This window comes from Marinimicrobium sp. (genome assembly GCF_002695945.1).
GTDB classification, from domain to species: domain Bacteria; phylum Pseudomonadota; class Gammaproteobacteria; order Pseudomonadales; family Cellvibrionaceae; genus Marinimicrobium; species Marinimicrobium koreense.
Window position 1 is genome coordinate 1 of the sequence record NZ_NZQP01000017.1, and the last position, 16030, is coordinate 16030.

Here is a 16030-nt window from a genome sequence, read left to right on the forward strand (position 1 = left end):
ACTCAACCCGGATATAACATGGGCCTACCTTTCGTAACAGGCCAAGCCTGTCACTCATGACCACGTCCTAAGGACGTGGGTTTTCACGTCAAACTAAAGTCGATGCTGTTTTCGGACTTCAACTGGTGTCGACGCCGACTCCTGCACTTCGCGCCCGCATTGCTGATCACCCTGCTTCTGCCCTTTTACCTTCTGGTGCGCGACGAGGGGTTTTTCGCCCGGGCGAGGTATGACTATGAGGTGCTGTTCCACGATCTCCCGTTTCAGCTGTACCTGTTCGTCAAATACGGCCTCTACTTTACTTACGGCTTGATCAGTTATCGGCTATTGGCGACCTACCATCGGCACCTGGAGCAGGGCTACTCCAACCTGAAAAGCGTGGACCCCTGGTGGCTCCGGCTGCTGGTGATCGGCTTTCTGGTTATCTGGAGTCTGTACCTGACGAGTTATCTGAGCCATCTGTTGTTTGAACATCGGGGAATGGCCAACCTGACCGGCGTGCTGGGCAACTACCTCAACGTTTTTTTCATCACATCACTGGTGGTGTACAGCCTGACCCAGTCGCAGACGTTTCGCGGGGTCTCCGAAGCGCCGGGGCTCAATAGCGTTGCAATCGGGAATGAAGATGAACAGGCGTCCCTGGCTCAATCGATCCACCAGGTAATGCGAGAGCAGCAGTTGTATCTGGACCCGGAGCTGAGCCTGGAGCGGCTGGCCAGTACCATGGGATTATCCAGCAAGCTGGTGTCCAGCATCATCAATCGTCGGCTGAACAAGAACTTTTTTGAGTATGTAAACGATTTTCGCACCGAACGGGCGAAATCCATCATTGCTTCCGAGGATGGGCCCGACTCCATGATGCAGGTGATGGAACAGTCGGGGTTCAACAGCAAATCCACCTTCAACCGCTGCTTCAAACGCGCCACCGGCATGACCCCCAGCGAGTACCGGGAAAACATTCGCCGCAGCCCCGTAGGTCGGATCGGTCCGACGTTTCGGAGCGAAGCGTAATCCGACAACCCCCGCTGACTTCAATCAACGCTGCAAATCATACTTCCGCATCTTCTCAACCAGGGTCGTGCGCCGAACACTCAACCGATCCGCAGCCCGGGCCACCACGCCACCGCAATCATTCAGGGCCTGCTGAATCAATTCCCGCTCCATGTTGTTGATGTACTCGCGCAGGTCGATGCCCTGCTCCGGCAACAGCGGCGTATCGTTCATGCTGACATAGCCCGCCTGGCCGTTCAGCGCCTCCTGCTCGGTGGCCACACCAAAATCTTCCTCCACCACGTCCACGTGGCGGTATTTGACGGGAAGATCCTGAACGCCCACCACGCCGTAAGGGTGCATGATTGCCATGCGCTCCACCAGGTTTGCCAGCTCGCGCACGTTGCCACTCCAGGGATGACGACACAGCGAGAGAATGGCAGCGGAATTGAAGCGGATGGAGCCGCGCTCCTCGCTTTCCAGACGGGAGATCAGTTCATTGATCAGCAGCGGGATATCTTCTGAGCGATCTTTCAGAGCGGGTAATTCAATGGGGAAAACGTTCAGTCGATAGAACAGATCCTCGCGGAACCGGTCTTCGCTGATCATGGTTTCGAGGTCCCGGTGGGTCGCGGCAATCACCCGCACGTCGATACTGGTAGTCTTATTACTGCCCACCCGCTCGAAACAGCGCTCCTGCAGAACCCGCAGAATCTTCACCTGCATATTCAGGGGCATATCCCCAATTTCATCCAGAAACAGAGTGCCCCCCTCCGCCAGCTCAAACCGACCGGCCCTGGCACTGATGGCACCGGTGAACGCTCCTTTTTCATGGCCAAACAGCTCGCTTTCCAACAGTTCGGCGGGAATGGCGCCGCAGTTTACGGGAACAAAGGGTTTGTCACGCCGGGGGGAGTTGTAGTGCAGATTGCGGGCCACCACTTCTTTACCGGTGCCCGACTCGCCGGTGATCAGCACCGACACGTCCTTATCCGCCACCTGGGCCATCATGTCGCGCACCTGTTGGATCTGGCGGCTGGTGCCCACCAGGCTGCGAAACAGGTGGACCGGACGGCGCGTAGGCTGGCGCCGGCTGGCCTGCTGAGCCTGGCGATAGAGCTGGGCGCGATGCAGCGTGTCCAGTAACTGGTTGTAGGCGGGGGGGACTGTCATGCTGGCGATGATCATCCGGGCCAGCTCGGGCGCGGCGGACTCGGGCAGCGTGCGCTCCTCCAGCATGATGACCGGCACGTCGTCCTGCCAGTCGCGGATGTCTTTCAGCTGGGACTCAAGCTCCCGGGGCTTGGGAGTTTCGCCCAGAAACACCGCCATGACACCCCGCTCATCGGCATCGTCAGCGTCCTCGTGGGCGGCTTGCCAGCCGGCCCACCCGGTGGTGCTGACCGTTTTCCCCAGGAACTCCAGAATGACTCCGAGCTCCCTGCGCCGTTGTTCATTATCATCGACAATCAGAACATTGGTGTTACGCCACATGCGAGTTGGCCCTTTATCCATTTTTCTAAACCGCTAGCCTTGTTAAACCAATAGCCGACGCCTCGACCGGAGTCAAATAATTGTCGATTCAGGACAGACGTCGGAAAACCGGGCGCCCCCAAGACAAGCGCCCGAAGAATGTGAAATGTGTCACATTATTGGGGATTCTGGCAGGGATAGCCGCCGGGAGCAATCCCAAAACGGCCAAATTGACAAAAAAATGACGCAGAAAACGTCAAGAAGAAGAACAGCACCAACCTCCGCGTACTCCGCGCGCTTCACGTACTCCACGCGCTCCGCGTAGGGCGGATAAGGCCGGAGGCCGCATCCGCCGTAACCCAATGTAACGCACCCTCGCAACCCAATGGGCCCGCCCCACTCACAACGCCAGCTTCAAAACCTCCTCCTGGCACTGCTCAATCAAATTCGCATAAACACCCTTCAACTCACTCAATGCCCGGACCAGGGCCGTCCCATCGCCACCGTTGGCCGCGATCACCCGCTCAACCAACCCGGCACAGGCCCGATCCAGCTCACGGACCGTCCACCAATCCTCAGCCCGAAGGGCCTGCACCAGCTCATTACGCAACTGGCGCACCTGCTCTACCCCGGCTTCCCCATGGTAATCGGGGTTGGGAACCGCTGACAGCGCCATGATTATCGGGCCTGATCGGCAATACCATCCCAGGCGGACTTGAGCTCGCCCAGCAGGCGGCCGCACTCGTCCAGCCGCTCCAGACTGTTCTTGTAGTTGGCTTCGGTCAGAGCGCGGATGATGTAATCGTAGAGGTCATCCAGATTTTCCGAGAGCTGGCCGCCTTCCTTATCACTCAGGCTGCCCTGCAGGCCCGCCACAATGTTGATGGCCTTGCCGATCAGCTCGCCTTTGCGGGCCACCTGATTCTGCTGCATCGCACCCTTGGCCTGAGCGATACGCTCCAGGGCCCCTTCGAACAACATCTGGATCAGGCGGTGGGGAGAGGCGTCCATGGCGCTGGACTGTACTTTCATGGAAGAGTAATTCTGTGCCGCACGAGCGTAGGCGTTCATACCGGTTCCCCGTTCTTGGTTGTCGTCATCATCGGTGGTTTTTACCATCGGACTAACCTTTATTGCGGCTGTGGAGGGGGAAACTTTAGCTGATTTTGGTGGGTGTTTTCGAGTTCAGCAACGGCGGATGCGCGCTGCGCGCTTATCCGCCCTACGCGACCCCGTGCTATCCGTAGGGCGGATAAGCGAAGCGCATCCGCCGGCAAACCAACGTAATACCCTCACCGTAAACTCCGCGCAATCTGCCCTACCCCAACGCAACACCCAAACCAAAACCAAACTCAACCACTTACCGCGGCGGCGCCGTAAACGGCAACCGGTCATTAATACCTTCCAAAAAGCTCCCGGTACTATTCAAACTCCGGACAATCCGTTCCATATTCAAAAACTGCGCCTCCAACCGCGCCCGATACGCCTCACTGCGCCGCTCCATGGCTTCGCGGGCTTCGGATACCTCAACTCGGTCGTCCTTCAAGGTGCTTTCCCGCTCGGAAATCAATCCGGAATTACGCACATAAGTATCCAGGGTCGACAACAACCCGGAACCAAAACCACGCGAGAAATTCACCGTCGCCGTGCTCGCGCCGTCGGCAATTTCCAAAGCCAAACCTTCCGCCGGCGAGCGCAAGGCACCACGCAAAATACGGCCATAACCAAAACCTTCTTCGCCATTGATGGTGCCGGCCACATCCAAACCGGTGGTGCCAGCGGCTTCACTCAAGCCCAAAGCACCCGCATTGGCGCCCACGCTGGTGATCGCCACGGAACTGTCACGTCCATAGGTGTTGGACTCAAATTTTAAGGCACCACCTTCCACCGTAACGTTCACCCGTGCGCCGCCCTCCCGCAGGTTTGAATCGGCGTTGATCAACGTCTGCAACTCGGTGGCCACGTCCTCCAGAGAGGCGTAACTTCCTTGAGGCAAACTGATCATCGCTGACTCGCGGCCATTCACTTCAATGGTAAAACTGTAATCGTCACTCGTGACATCGAGAGGCATGGTGGCGGGGTCGGCCGTCAGGAAACCACGGGTAGCATCCTGGGTAATTTCTACCTCGTAAGTCCCGGACTGAGTGCGGTTACCGAAGTTGCTGGGAGTGATCCGGGCGTTGGACGACTCCATGCTCGGCACAAACAGGTCCCGTATCGCTTCAAATTGACTGCTGAATACCGCACTGAAGTCCGTGTCTTCACCGTCATCGGCAAACTCCAGAGTGCCGTCCAGGCGGGTACGAATACCAATGCTGGCCAGACTGTCTATACCCTGATCCAACCCGGGCACCGCCGCGCTGATCTGCCCACGAACGGAGCGCATCAGATTACCCGCCAGGGAGTCATTATTCAGGCTGCCCTGCCCGTCTTCATCGGTGTCGGTATCCCGCAGGCGCTGCATTTCGTTGACGAAGGTATTGTAGGCCTCGACAAAATCCCGAATGGCGGTTTCCGCCAGAGCCCGATCCTCACTGACGTTGATACTGATTTCCTGGGCCGGGTCGGCGTTCAAAATATCGAAGGTCATACCATCGATCACATCATCAATGGTATTGGTGGTGCGGGTAACCTCCAGGCCGTTCACACTCAGAATCGCGTCTTTACCCTCCTGCTGTTGAGTAAAGCCCTGTTCCACTTCGTTGTAATTGAACTGCGCCAGGCCCAGCGCACCGGCATCCTCGGTGGCGGTGATTTCCAGCTCCCGCTGAGCACCGGTAGGGCTTGTCAGCAGCAATTGATAGTTGCCCTCCTGCCCCACAATACTGGCCTGGACCCCGATATCCGCTTTGTTGATGGCATCTCGCAGGCCCGTCAGGCTGTTGTTACTGTCGTCGATTTCAATGCTGGCGCCTTCGGCAACCGGGGCAAGGGTAAAATTTCCGCTTCCATCCCAGTCCCCAAAACGCAAATTCAACGTACCAGTGCCCACTTCGTCATTCAGACTGGCAAAGGTGCCTGACGCTAACGACTGGGACTGCGCCACTTGGCTGACCCGCACACGGTAGTTACCCGGCACCGCGTCGGGGTTCAGCTCGTTGACGGCCATCAGGGAGTTGTCGGAAATGGAGGCCTGCTTGGCGTTAAAGGTGTCCTCATTGGCCAGGCCCTGAACGGCCGAGTCCAGATCGCTCACGGCGCTGCGCAGCAGGCCGTAACCGGATATCTGAGCGTCAATCCGCTGCTCGCGGGTTTCCAGCCGCTGCTCTTCTGGCGCCTGCTGCAGGCCCACCAGGTCATCCACCAGCTTGGAGGTGTTGACACCGCTGCCACCACCGATCCGGTTGATAATATCGCTGCCTATGCTTGCCATTGCGAACCTCTGATATTGATTTGCGGGACCAGGTCACGGCGTATAACCCAGAGCTCGCGTAGGGCGGATAAGCGCGGAGCGCGCATCCGCCGTAACCCAAAGCCGCCGTCAAAGCCCCGACAACCGGGACATACCGGCACCACACGGGTGCCCTACAACGCTATCGGCCGCTTTTGCACAAACTTTAACCGATAATAAACCCTTAAACTACAGATGCAAAAAAGGGGCCGTAAGGCCCCTCTTGATCACCAATATTGGTGTCCACTACGCTTGTTCACTGAAAAAGTGCACCGGCTCATCCGGCTGAAGGCTACGGGCGATATCCAAAAAAACCTCATTGGGAATCTGCCGAATCACCTCCTGGGTCTCGCGATCCAGCACCTTCACAATGGTTTCACCCAACTCCTCGTCAATGGAGAACCGCAGGTCCCGCTGGCTGGCTTGCAGATAATCGTTCATCTGGCTTACCGCCTCGCTCAGATCCTCCGCCAAAGCGGTTTGATCCTGTGCCGGGCTCTGCAACTCCACCACCGGCTGAGACGACGAAGAGGGCGGCAAATTCTTGCCCCCCTCAACCGCGTCCCGGCTGGTACCGGGTGAAACGGACCGAGCCGTGCCGCTTAAGGCATCGGACCGACCGTAGCTGTGGATATTGGTTACGTCACTCATGGTATTACCCTCGGTAAGGGTCACTCAAGGCTACTCATCAGCACCTGAAGTGCTCCGCCGGTTACCCGGCGGAGACTCTCAGCTTACTGGAGCAGCTGCAGCACCTGCTGCGGACGGGCGTTGGCCTGAGCCAGCATGGCCTGGGAGGCCTGCTGCAGCACCTGCGCCTGACTCAACTTGGCGGTTTCCGCCGCAAAGTCGGCGTCCATAATCCTCGAACGGGCCGCGGAGGTCTTTTCGCTGACGTTGGACAGGTTGGAGATGGTGAAGTCCAAGCGGTTGTTGGCAGCACCCAGCTCGGCGCGGACATCGTTAATTTCTACCAGAGCGCGGTCGATGGTGTCGATGGCGTTTTGGGCACCTTCCTGGGTGGAAATATCTATGTTAGCGATGTTGTCACCAAAACTCTCTACAGTATTGGTCTCACGCAAGCCCGTATTAGCTAAACTCGCGGCGTTCGTTACGTCTCCATATTTAACCGAGATCTCGTCCCCTGAAACTGACTCGAGCTCAAGAACACCAGCAGAAGAAGAAGCCGTAACGCCTGTCTCAGCTGATTTTGCATTGATCGCGTCACGAATCAGGTCAGCGGTAGCGGCGCCGGCACCAGTTGCGCTCGTATCAGCTGTAACCGCACCAATCTCAATACCATTAATTATCAACGCTCCTTCATCGAGATCGTCTTCACTTCCATCCACAATTTCTGCGCCCTGGATAGTACCGGCGGCAAAACGAGAGTCGATGCCCAGCACATTAGCATCTGCTGCCGCTGCGTAATTAATAGTAATCCCACTGTTATCCGTTGATGTGAGGGCTAAACGCGGACCGTAGGTTGTTGCAGCAATTCCTGTTGTGCCTGGATCACTAATGGCAGCACCAAGAGAATCGACGTACGAAACCGCAATACTTGTTCCATCCTCGCTTGACAAAACTAAGCCACCGTCGTCAGAAAGGCTAGCGTCAATTTTACCGTCTGCGGACTGATTAATCTTGTTTACTAAAGCTTCCATACTGCCCGTGTTTGAGACCTCAAAGCTTGAAGTTACTCCGTCCGCGTTAACGAGATCAAATTTCATAATCTCATCAGCGCCGCTCAGTACACCCGTCACGGAGGATCCACTACTCCCTACAGTTTCAGTCACCGCTGTCGCACGCACGTTTGAAACACTATCGTTAATAACACCCAGAAGCTCACTCAAGTTTCCAGCAGCATTCAATTCGCTTGAGCGAACCGTCTGACCGTTGATTTCAATGTTGTCACTAAAAGGAGCCGTATCGCTTCCATAGTTGGCAGCGGTAATGTTCATAGCGACACCAACAATATCTCCACCTGCAGTACCACCAAGATTTTTGGCGTCCATAGTAGGCACTTCAAGGCTGATAATCTGACGGGACTGATCACCGACCTGGAGATCTACCTCACCCAGCGAGCCGTCCAGCAGTTTCTGGCCATTAAACGAAGTTTCAGCCGCAATACGGTTCATCTCTTCACGCAGCTGCTCCACTTCGGAGTTCAGGGTTTCGCGGTCGCCGTCGGTGTAGATACCGTTAGCAGACTGAACCGAAAGCTCACGCATCCGCTGAAGAATGTTGGTGGTTTCCTGCAGAGCGCCTTCGGCGGTCTGGATCATGGAAATGCCGTCGTTGGCGTTACGGATGGCCTGGTCCAGACCACGGACCTGGGAGGTCATGCGGTTGGAAATGGCGAGGCCGGCGGCGTCGTCTTTGGCGGAGTTGATGCGCTGGCCGGAAGACAGGCGCTCGGTGGCCTGGTCCAGAGCATTTCCTGACTGCATCAGCTGACGCTGTGAGTTCAGTGAAGCAACGTTGGTATTGATAACTAGAGCCATGATGGATCTCCTAAGTTGTTTAGTTCACAGGCTTTACCAGCCGTGGATCATTCGGACAGTGAAGCCCGGAACAGTCGGTCACCAGGTCTTCTGTAAAGGTTATCGACCCATCCCCGGGGAGCTTTAGGGTATTTTTGGATTTTTTGCGCCAAAGCCGCTTGATTTTTGATTTTCCTTTTAATTTCAGTGAGTTAAGAGTGTTACAACCCTCAAGTAGGTTGGATTAGCGAAGCGTAATCCAACAAATAACCCCCAAAATCCGGATATTCTGGCCCTGGTTGTCGGATTACGCGCTTCGCGCTAATCCGACCTACGGGCCTCGCTCTACGCTTACCGTAGGGTGGCATAAGGGGCGCAAGCCCCGTCATCCACCGGATAGCCTTCCTGTACTTGTCGCCCCATGAAGCGTTGACACTGTAACCCCGCCCAGATACTGTATATCCAAACAGTTTTTGGGAGGCAATATGCCAAAATCCAAGGATTCCACCCCATTTGACACGGGGTACAAACTGCTGTTCAGCAACCCCAGGATGGTTAAGGACCTGCTCGAAGGGTTCATCAAACCCGAATGGATCAACGAGCTGGACTTTGACACCTTAGAGCCGCTAAAGGCCAGCTTCGCCACCGATGACCTGCGCGAGCGCCACGATGACAGCATTTGGCGGGTGAAAATGGGGCCGGATTGGCTGTATCTTTACCTGTTGATCGAGTTTCAGTCGTCAGATGACTATTTTATGGCCTGTCGGATCATGACCTATGTGGGTCTGCTTTATCAGGACATCATTCGCCATGAGCCCCTGCGCAAGGGCCAGAAGCTACCGCCGGTGCTGCCTATCGTCCTCTATAGCGGCACACGCGACTGGACCGGGCCGATCAATATGGCGGATTTGGTACACCGGCCCCATCCGGGCCTGGCCCGCTTTGTGCCGGAGTTGAGCTACTGCCTGGTAGAGGAGCAGGATATTCCCGACCGTTTCAGTGATGCGTACCCCGACAACGTGCTGGGCCATGTGATCGGCCTGGGCTTCAGCCAGAGTACCCAGGAGCTGCACCACCGAGTAAAGCAGCTTACCGCCCTGCTCAGCGGCCCGAACAGCCGCCCTTTGCAGCGCTCGGTCGCTATTTGGCTAAACCGGCTGTTGAGAGTAAGATTTAGAGACGAAGCCATCCCGGAGCTTCAGAACCTGAACGAGGTAGATGCCATGTTGGCGGAAAAGCTGGACGATTGGACTGAACAGTGGAAACGTGAAGGCCGACAGCAAGAAGCGGCGGCGATGTTGCTACGCTTTTTAAGCAAGCGGTTTGGAGCGGTTGACGAGGCGACCAGGGAAAAGGTGGAAACTGCCCCTCTGGAGCAGCTCGAAGCCTGGGGTGACCGGGTGTTGGATGCGAACTCGCTTGACGACGTATTTTTGTCGTCTGGTGGCTGAGGGATGTAGACGGCACCACATAGAGGCCATTCGTGAATGCTGGGCAACGGCGGATGCGCGCCTTGCGGCGCTTATCCGCCCTACGGATAGAAAGGCAATTTGCGCAGGGCGCAATCGGTCCGACCTTTCGAGGCGCGCAGATGGCGTTTTGACCTGGTTCACAAAACCCCGCCTGACCTCTTGCCCCCGCACATGCCCGGTGATAGTTTTCACCATCAGGAATCCACACCACAAGGAGCGATTATGGACCACCAACCCCCTATCCCACCCGAAACCCCATTCCTCCAGGAACCTTCAGCATGCTGAAGTCCTTATTGTTGGTCCTTCTGGCCCTTACCTCTGTGGGAGTTTGTGCGATGAGTCTTACCGATATCGGCAAAGTTTGCCTGTTTTCAGAAATGTCAGGGGTGCTGATGGCCAATGGGATGCCGGCGGCAAACGTCCGCCTGGTCCGAACGGCCAAGTGGCAATCAGAGCACCAGGATGAAACCACGACCGATGCCGACGGCCATTTTCACTTCCCGGAAATGACCGAGCGAACCGTCGCCAAGTTTCTACCGATGGAGTTTGTGGCTTCGCAAAGCCTGACAGCATTTTACGATAGCTCCGAAATCCAGATATGGCGCGGTATTAAACGAACATCGGAGCGTAATGCCGAGTCTCGCGGAACACCTCTCAATGTAACTTGTGAGCTTTTTGATGAGGAAAAGAGCATCACCGTGAACGGCGGACCAATTTTCAGTCGATGTAACTGGGATGTCAAACCGGACCCCTCTGAAGACTGGATATGGGAGAACGGTGTAGGTTCAGAGAAAGACTGACAAAAGGTATGCATTTAATACAAGGAGATGAGTATGCAAAACCCGCTAAGCCCAGCCCAAGCCGCTGTTCTCGCTCGAGACGTTTACTTGCTTTCAAAAGAATCATCCTACCGCGCCGGGCTCGAAGAATTTCAGCGACGCTATAAAAACATTTTCCAGTTTAACGATAACACTATGCTGACCGCCCAAACGGGAGGGCCCAGTTTTATAAAGTGCCGGACAGCGTTTGGGCTTTGCCTGACAGGTCGGGACCGTTTCGCAGGTCATTCGTTTCTGGTGTTCCGAGGCACCCACTACTTGGCCGATTGGCTGACCAACGCTAATTTCACTCTCGCTCGCTCCAGCAATAATCAGCCGGTACACGCCGGCTTTAGCGATGCGTTTAAATCCATTCGACCACAGCTATTGTCGCTAATGCCGAGCATTTCCGGTACCCAGATCCATTGCATTGGCCACAGTCTGGGCGGCGCGATCGCCAGCTTGTGCGCTGAATGGATCGAGTTGGCGTACCATAGAAAACCGTGCCTTTACACCTTCGGAGCGCCACGCGTGGGGTTACACGGCTTCGCCAGCACCCTGTCCAAAACATTAAGCTCGCCCAATATTTACCGGGTGTATCGCCGTTCAGACGTGGTGCCCTACGTCCCAATCTGGCCATTTCTTCACGCACCTTTGCAGGGCCAGACCTACCGACTCCCAGCGATCGGGACGATCCCAACCCTTCGCGACCACAGTATTGGCGAGTACGCCACCAGCATTGGCTCAAAAAACTGGCCGGTTCTGGCTGAGCCGAAAGGGTCAGGTTCGGACCGCGAAATTGAACATTGGTTATTAAGCAACCACCTGGTCAGTTTCAGCATTGATAGCCTCGAGTGGCTTGGGCGAGCACTGATTTATGTTCTAGAGCGCTGCATGGCTGGGGCGGCCCGCTTGCTGTCTGGCGCGGGATCGACGCAGTTGACGTTGCTGGATTCCATAGCAGTTATTCTGAACAAGGGCATCAAACTCGCTGACACCGTTTCTCGTTGGGTTCTATACCTGGTACGTAAAATCCTGATGCTGATTGGTCGGCCTGAAGTGGTGGAAAGTGCGGATATTAGCCGGACGTATTTGCGGCATATTCTGATGGAGCTGCAACACAAAGTGAACGCGTTGGTGCAGAGGGTGCTAAACCAGTCGTTAGTAAATGGACAAGCGGATTAGCAAACACGCGGACGTCCTCCGCACGGGTCCTTGGCCGTAGGGTGGCATAAGGGGCGCAAGCCCCGTCATCCACCGATTGGAGTCTGAAACGAAGCTGAGAATGGTGGATGACGGCCTTCGGCCTTATGCCACCCTACGCTGGACTTGGCAGGCCTGGGGTGATCGGGTGTTGGATGCGGGGCCGCGTGATGAGGTGTTTGCACTCGCTGGTAATTGAATGACGTTAGACGGCACCGCATGGGTGCCCTACACAGCTGACCAGCATCGTGGACTGTGATTCCCCGCAAAGGATGCCAACCACGTAGGGCACCCATGTGGTGCCGTTATTATAACGGCAAGACCTCAACCACCGCGGAATAGCTACCACGCCGCTGGCTTGCGGGCGGCGCGGCGTCGTCATCCTCGTATTCCACTTCCAGAAAGTACATGCCGGGCGCTTCAAAGGTTACGGTGACTTCACCCTTGGCATTTGTGGTGCCGGTGGTGGGCCGGGACTGATCGCGATATTTTTCCCCTTCCCTCACCAGGGTCAGGCTGGCGTTTTTTGCCGGTTGGCCGTCGAACAGAAAGCCGAACGTCACCGTCTCGCCAGTGTACAAGTCGTTCGGATGCAGTCCGGGTGCCCATTCTAGCCCTTGGCCGGTGGGTTTCAATACCGCGTCGGTGGGAGCCCCGGCGGTGACGAACACCTCGATGCGGTTTGCCGCGTCGGTGACCTGCAAGTCCGCAGCCTCTTGCGGAACCTGGTTGCGAAACTCCGCCTCTGTGCCGGTGCGCCCACGGCCGGGCCAGAAGTGGCGCTCGCCGTTTTCGTCGGTCCAGCGGGCGACCAGGGTGCGGCTCGCGCTGAACACCTTGTAGGTGCCCTCCTCTGTCAGGTTGAGGTCGAAGACGCTGCGGTACTTCAGGCGCTGGCCGTTTTGCAGCTCGATCTTGCTGGCTTCCGGGTTCCAGGCGGTCAGCCGTTCCAGTGGGTAGGCGTGATGGTCGGGATTGAAAATGCCGTTGGCAATCGCGGCATCAAAGGTGATCCATTCATTCTCGCCCGAGACGACCGTGGTGTTCGGTTTGATCCACAGGCGATGGGCTTGGGCCTGGGAGGCGAACAATGCCAGCGCAAGCAGGGTAGCAGTAAGCGTTCTGATCAGTTTCATTCGTTGGACTCCAATGTCAGGGTTATAGCGCCGAGCTCGTGCTCGCCCGCTTCGGTGGTGGAAAAAGATGTATCGGCCGGCAGAGTCAGAGGCAGCTCGACGGTTTCCCGGCCGCCCAGTTCACGGGCTGCTTCGACGACAATCGAGTAGCGCCCCGCCGGTAGTTGATTCAATCGCGTTCTGAAAGGCGTCAGGTCCACGGTGGTCTGCCCCGGTCGGCGGGTGGCTCCGGTAACACCGTCGATGGGAAGGTCCGCAAACCGGCCGCTGCGGCGCCACCATAGGCGCAGGTCCTTCAGCCATTTTTCGCCTTCCCGATTCGCCATTCGCAGGTCGTACCAGAGGGCGATGTCGAACACTGGCTTGCCCCGCTCGTCCGCCAACCAGATGGCAACGTAGGGTGCGTGATATTCGGCCACGGGCAGGCGCGGAATCTCCACCTGTAGTTGATCTTCGGCGCTGGCGTGCGCTGGAATGACCAGTAACAGAATGGGAATCAGAATGCCGGCCATGACCAATGGCCAGGTGGTTGTGCGTTTTTTGCTGTGCTTTTTCAAAAGAATGAGCCCCGTTATGGAAAACACGATACAGGCGACGGAAAACACATCGATGAACAGCCGCCATACCCAGCCGGTGTTCCGGCCTTTATGCAGGTCATTGAAGTAGGCAATCCAGCCCCGGTCGGTCACCTCCTGGTAGAAGGCCCCGGTTTCCCGGTCCACGGTGAACCAACGATCGCCTCCGGCGCGGGGAAAACTGGCATAGAATTCGTAGTCGCTCCAGGTCACCTCGGCCTCCGGGCGAATCCGGTCGCCGGTGGTATCGGCGTACCAGTGCACGAATGCACCCGGCAGCGGCTGGCCCTCTTCCAGCCGGACGAGCAACGCCTCCGGCACCTGGGCAGACTCGGTATGGACCTTGGCTTCACCGTCGATTTGCCCGGCGTGGTTGAGGGTGATGCCGGTGATGGCAAACAACATCATCCCTGCCAGGCAAATGGCGGAGCTGACCCAGTGCCAATTCCGCACGTTCCAAATTTTGCGGGTAAGCGACTGGGCCATTACAGGCTCCAGGCCAGGGACAGCCAGAGGCGTCGGCCGTCTTCCACATAGCCGTAGTCGTCCAGGTTGATCTCTTCATCGCCCAGGTTATAAATCCCAACACCCAGTTTGAGGCGTTCGGCCAACTGGTAGTTGCCGCCAAGGTCAATGGTGGTGTAGGACGGCGCAATCAAACTGTCCTGGGATGGCCCGGTAGTGGGCTGGCTTTCTTCGCCTCGGTAAATGACGCGCAGCCAACCGTTGAACGTGTCGGTCGGGCGCCAGGTAACCGAGGTCTGTACCATGTGCTTCGGTAGCTGATTCAGCGGGCTTCCGGCGTACTCCCCGGTTTTCTGTTCCGAGTCGGTATAGGTGTAGTTGCCACTCAGGGACCAGGCGTCGTTCAGGTCGGCGGAAGCGGTGATTTCAATACCCTGGGTAACCGCTTCGTCAATATTGATTCGCGTCGTAGGCAATGAACCGAACTGGTTGGGGCCGGCATCGCAAATCGTATCCGGGCAGGCCACGCGGGTAATCTTGTCCTCGAAAGCGTTGTGGAAAACCGTCAGTGAGGTGTCCAGGGTGTCGGCAAAGGTGGTGTAGATACCGAGCTCCTGACTGACAGACGTTTCCGGCTCCAGGTCCGGGTTGCCATAGACGTTGCCGCCGCGGCTGACCTGCCCCCAATCCGGTACTGTGGCGCGCAGGTCGGGCGCACTGTAGCCGGTAGACACCCCGCCCTTGAGGGTAGTGTCCCGGGTGATGGCCCAGTTGCCGTACAGGCGCGGGCTCCAGTGGCCGCCAAACTGGTCGTTGTCGTCATAGCGCAGGCCGGTGGTCAAGGAAAAAGGCGTGGCCACCTGCCATTCGTTTTCGGCGAACAGGGACCACTGGGAACCCTCAATCGTGGTGCGGTCGCTGACCTGGTTACTGGTGCGGTCGTCGAGTTTCTCTTGAAGATAGGAACCGCCGAAGCTCACGTGATGATCGCCCAACGGCAAGGTCCCGAGCGTCTGGAAGTCCGTGTTGGAAATGGCCATCGCCCTCGCCCGGTTTTCATACTCGTCACGTTTGACGTAGCTACGCAGCGTCAGGCGATCCCAACGGCCATTGTGGGTCAGCGCCAGGGTTTCACTGTCGTATTCGGTGGTCGAGGATTCCGGGCAACCGCGTCTATCACAGGCTTCACCGGGCGCCAGAGGCTCCACCGTTTTTCCCAGGGTCGCATCGATGACCTGGGACGCTTTGCCCGCCTCCAGAATGACTTCATGGTCATCCCCGGGGGTAAGCGCCAGCTTGACGTTCAGCGTGTCAGAGTCCTTACCGCGAAAGCCGCCGACGATGTCGTCTTCTCCGCGCTGGGTAAACCGACCGTTGACCTGTAAGCCCAGTACATCGGGAATGATGGAGCCGGCGGTAAACAGGTTGACCTGGTGAATGTTGCCGGACTCGCTGCGCTCCTGAACGGTGGTGTCCAGCCGGATTTCCGAGCGCCAGTGTTCCGGCGTTTTCTTGGTGATGATGTTGATCACCCCACCAATGGCGTCAGAACCGTACAGAGACGACATGGGGCCGCGCACCACTTCGATCCGCTCAATGGCCACCAGCGGTGGAGTCCACTCCCCTTCCACCCCCGGGCCGTCGCTATTGGGCCGGGTTTCCCGCGAGCTCTGGCGCTGGCCGTCCACCAGAATCAGGGTGTAGCTGCTGCCCATGCCGCGCAGACTGATGTCTTCCCGGTCTCCACCACCGGTGACGATGGCTCCGGGCACATCGGCAATGGCGTCCGTCACATCCCGGTAGAAACGCTGGGACAGCCGCTCACCGTCGATCACGCTGATGGACGCCGGAGCGTCTTTCAGTTCCTGCTCATGGCCACTGGCGGTAATGACGATGGTTTCCAGCGGAGCGAGCGCCAGTTGCCGTGGTGCGCTGCCCTGAGCCCACGCGGTGGTGGCGCCGACAGCAAGTAAAGCGACGGGCAAGACGTGTCGAATCAGTCCCAAGAATATTTCCTCCATTGCAAC

General features: G+C 57.3%; 13 protein-coding genes. 4 read left to right on the plus strand and 9 right to left on the minus strand.

Annotated features, from left to right (window positions below; all coding sequences use genetic code 11):
- Nucleotides 1-102: 102 nt before the first annotated feature.
- Complete coding sequence (locus CMG77_RS02650; RefSeq protein ID WP_286807135.1) at nt 103-1011, plus strand: helix-turn-helix domain-containing protein; 909 nt, start codon at nt 103-105, stop codon at nt 1009-1011.
- A 24-nt stretch (nt 1012-1035) separates the two neighbouring features.
- On the opposite strand, the gene CMG77_RS02655 is transcribed toward CMG77_RS02650, so the two are convergent.
- The 6 genes from CMG77_RS02655 to CMG77_RS02680 form a co-directional block, all read right to left on the minus strand.
- On the minus strand, nt 1036-2484 hold the full coding sequence (locus CMG77_RS02655) for a sigma-54 dependent transcriptional regulator (protein ID WP_286807134.1): 1449 nt from the start codon (nt 2482-2484) through the stop codon (nt 1036-1038).
- Between the two features lie 379 nt (nt 2485-2863).
- Nucleotides 2864-3139 carry a hypothetical protein gene (locus CMG77_RS02660; protein WP_286807133.1) on the minus strand — a complete coding sequence of 92 codons (276 nt, stop codon included), beginning with the start codon at nt 3137-3139 and terminating at the stop codon, nt 2864-2866.
- Between the two features lie 2 nt (nt 3140-3141).
- Complete coding sequence (gene fliS, locus CMG77_RS02665) at nt 3142-3534, minus strand: flagellar export chaperone FliS (RefSeq protein WP_286903564.1); 393 nt, start codon at nt 3532-3534, stop codon at nt 3142-3144.
- 289 nt (nt 3535-3823) lie between these two features.
- A complete protein-coding gene (gene fliD, locus CMG77_RS02670; RefSeq protein ID WP_286876304.1) occupies nt 3824-5836 on the minus strand; it encodes a flagellar filament capping protein FliD in 2013 nt (670 codons plus the stop codon).
- Nucleotides 5837-6100: 264 nt separating this feature from the next.
- Nucleotides 6101-6505, minus strand: coding sequence for a flagellar protein FlaG (locus tag CMG77_RS02675; RefSeq protein WP_286807139.1), 405 nt, complete (start codon nt 6503-6505; stop codon nt 6101-6103).
- An 83-nt stretch (nt 6506-6588) separates the two neighbouring features.
- Complete coding sequence (locus tag CMG77_RS02680; RefSeq protein WP_286903565.1) at nt 6589-8355, minus strand: flagellin N-terminal helical domain-containing protein; 1767 nt, start codon at nt 8353-8355, stop codon at nt 6589-6591.
- Between the two features lie 464 nt (nt 8356-8819).
- Between CMG77_RS02680 and CMG77_RS02685 the strand changes: the two genes are divergently transcribed.
- From CMG77_RS02685 to CMG77_RS02695, 3 genes are all read left to right on the plus strand, one after another.
- Nucleotides 8820-9785, plus strand: a complete 966-nt coding sequence (locus CMG77_RS02685; protein WP_286875086.1) for an Rpn family recombination-promoting nuclease/putative transposase — start codon at nt 8820-8822, stop codon at nt 9783-9785.
- Between the two features lie 299 nt (nt 9786-10084).
- Nucleotides 10085-10606 carry a DUF6795 domain-containing protein gene (locus CMG77_RS02690; protein WP_286807124.1) on the plus strand — a complete coding sequence of 174 codons (522 nt, stop codon included), beginning with the start codon at nt 10085-10087 and terminating at the stop codon, nt 10604-10606.
- Nucleotides 10607-10639: 33 nt separating this feature from the next.
- The gene (locus CMG77_RS02695) at nt 10640-11809 is read left to right on the plus strand and encodes a lipase family protein (RefSeq protein ID WP_286807122.1); all 1170 of its coding nucleotides are present in this window, start codon (nt 10640-10642) and stop codon (nt 11807-11809) included.
- Between the two features lie 326 nt (nt 11810-12135).
- On the opposite strand, the gene CMG77_RS02700 is transcribed toward CMG77_RS02695, so the two are convergent.
- Genes CMG77_RS02700 through CMG77_RS02710 form a run of 3 tightly spaced genes read right to left on the minus strand, consistent with a single transcriptional unit; the run spans nt 12136 to nt 16009 of the window.
- Nucleotides 12136-12963: a DUF4198 domain-containing protein gene (locus CMG77_RS02700; protein WP_286807121.1), complete on the minus strand. Its 828-nt coding sequence runs from the start codon at nt 12961-12963 to the stop codon at nt 12136-12138.
- The gene (locus CMG77_RS02705) at nt 12960-14024 is read right to left on the minus strand and encodes a PepSY-associated TM helix domain-containing protein (RefSeq protein ID WP_286807119.1); all 1065 of its coding nucleotides are present in this window, start codon (nt 14022-14024) and stop codon (nt 12960-12962) included. The genes CMG77_RS02700 and CMG77_RS02705 overlap by 4 nt, the downstream gene beginning before the upstream one ends.
- The gene (locus CMG77_RS02710) at nt 14024-16009 is read right to left on the minus strand and encodes a ligand-gated channel protein (RefSeq protein ID WP_286807118.1); all 1986 of its coding nucleotides are present in this window, start codon (nt 16007-16009) and stop codon (nt 14024-14026) included. Before CMG77_RS02710 ends, CMG77_RS02705 begins: the two co-directional genes overlap by 1 nt.
- Nucleotides 16010-16030: the final 21 nt, after the last annotated feature.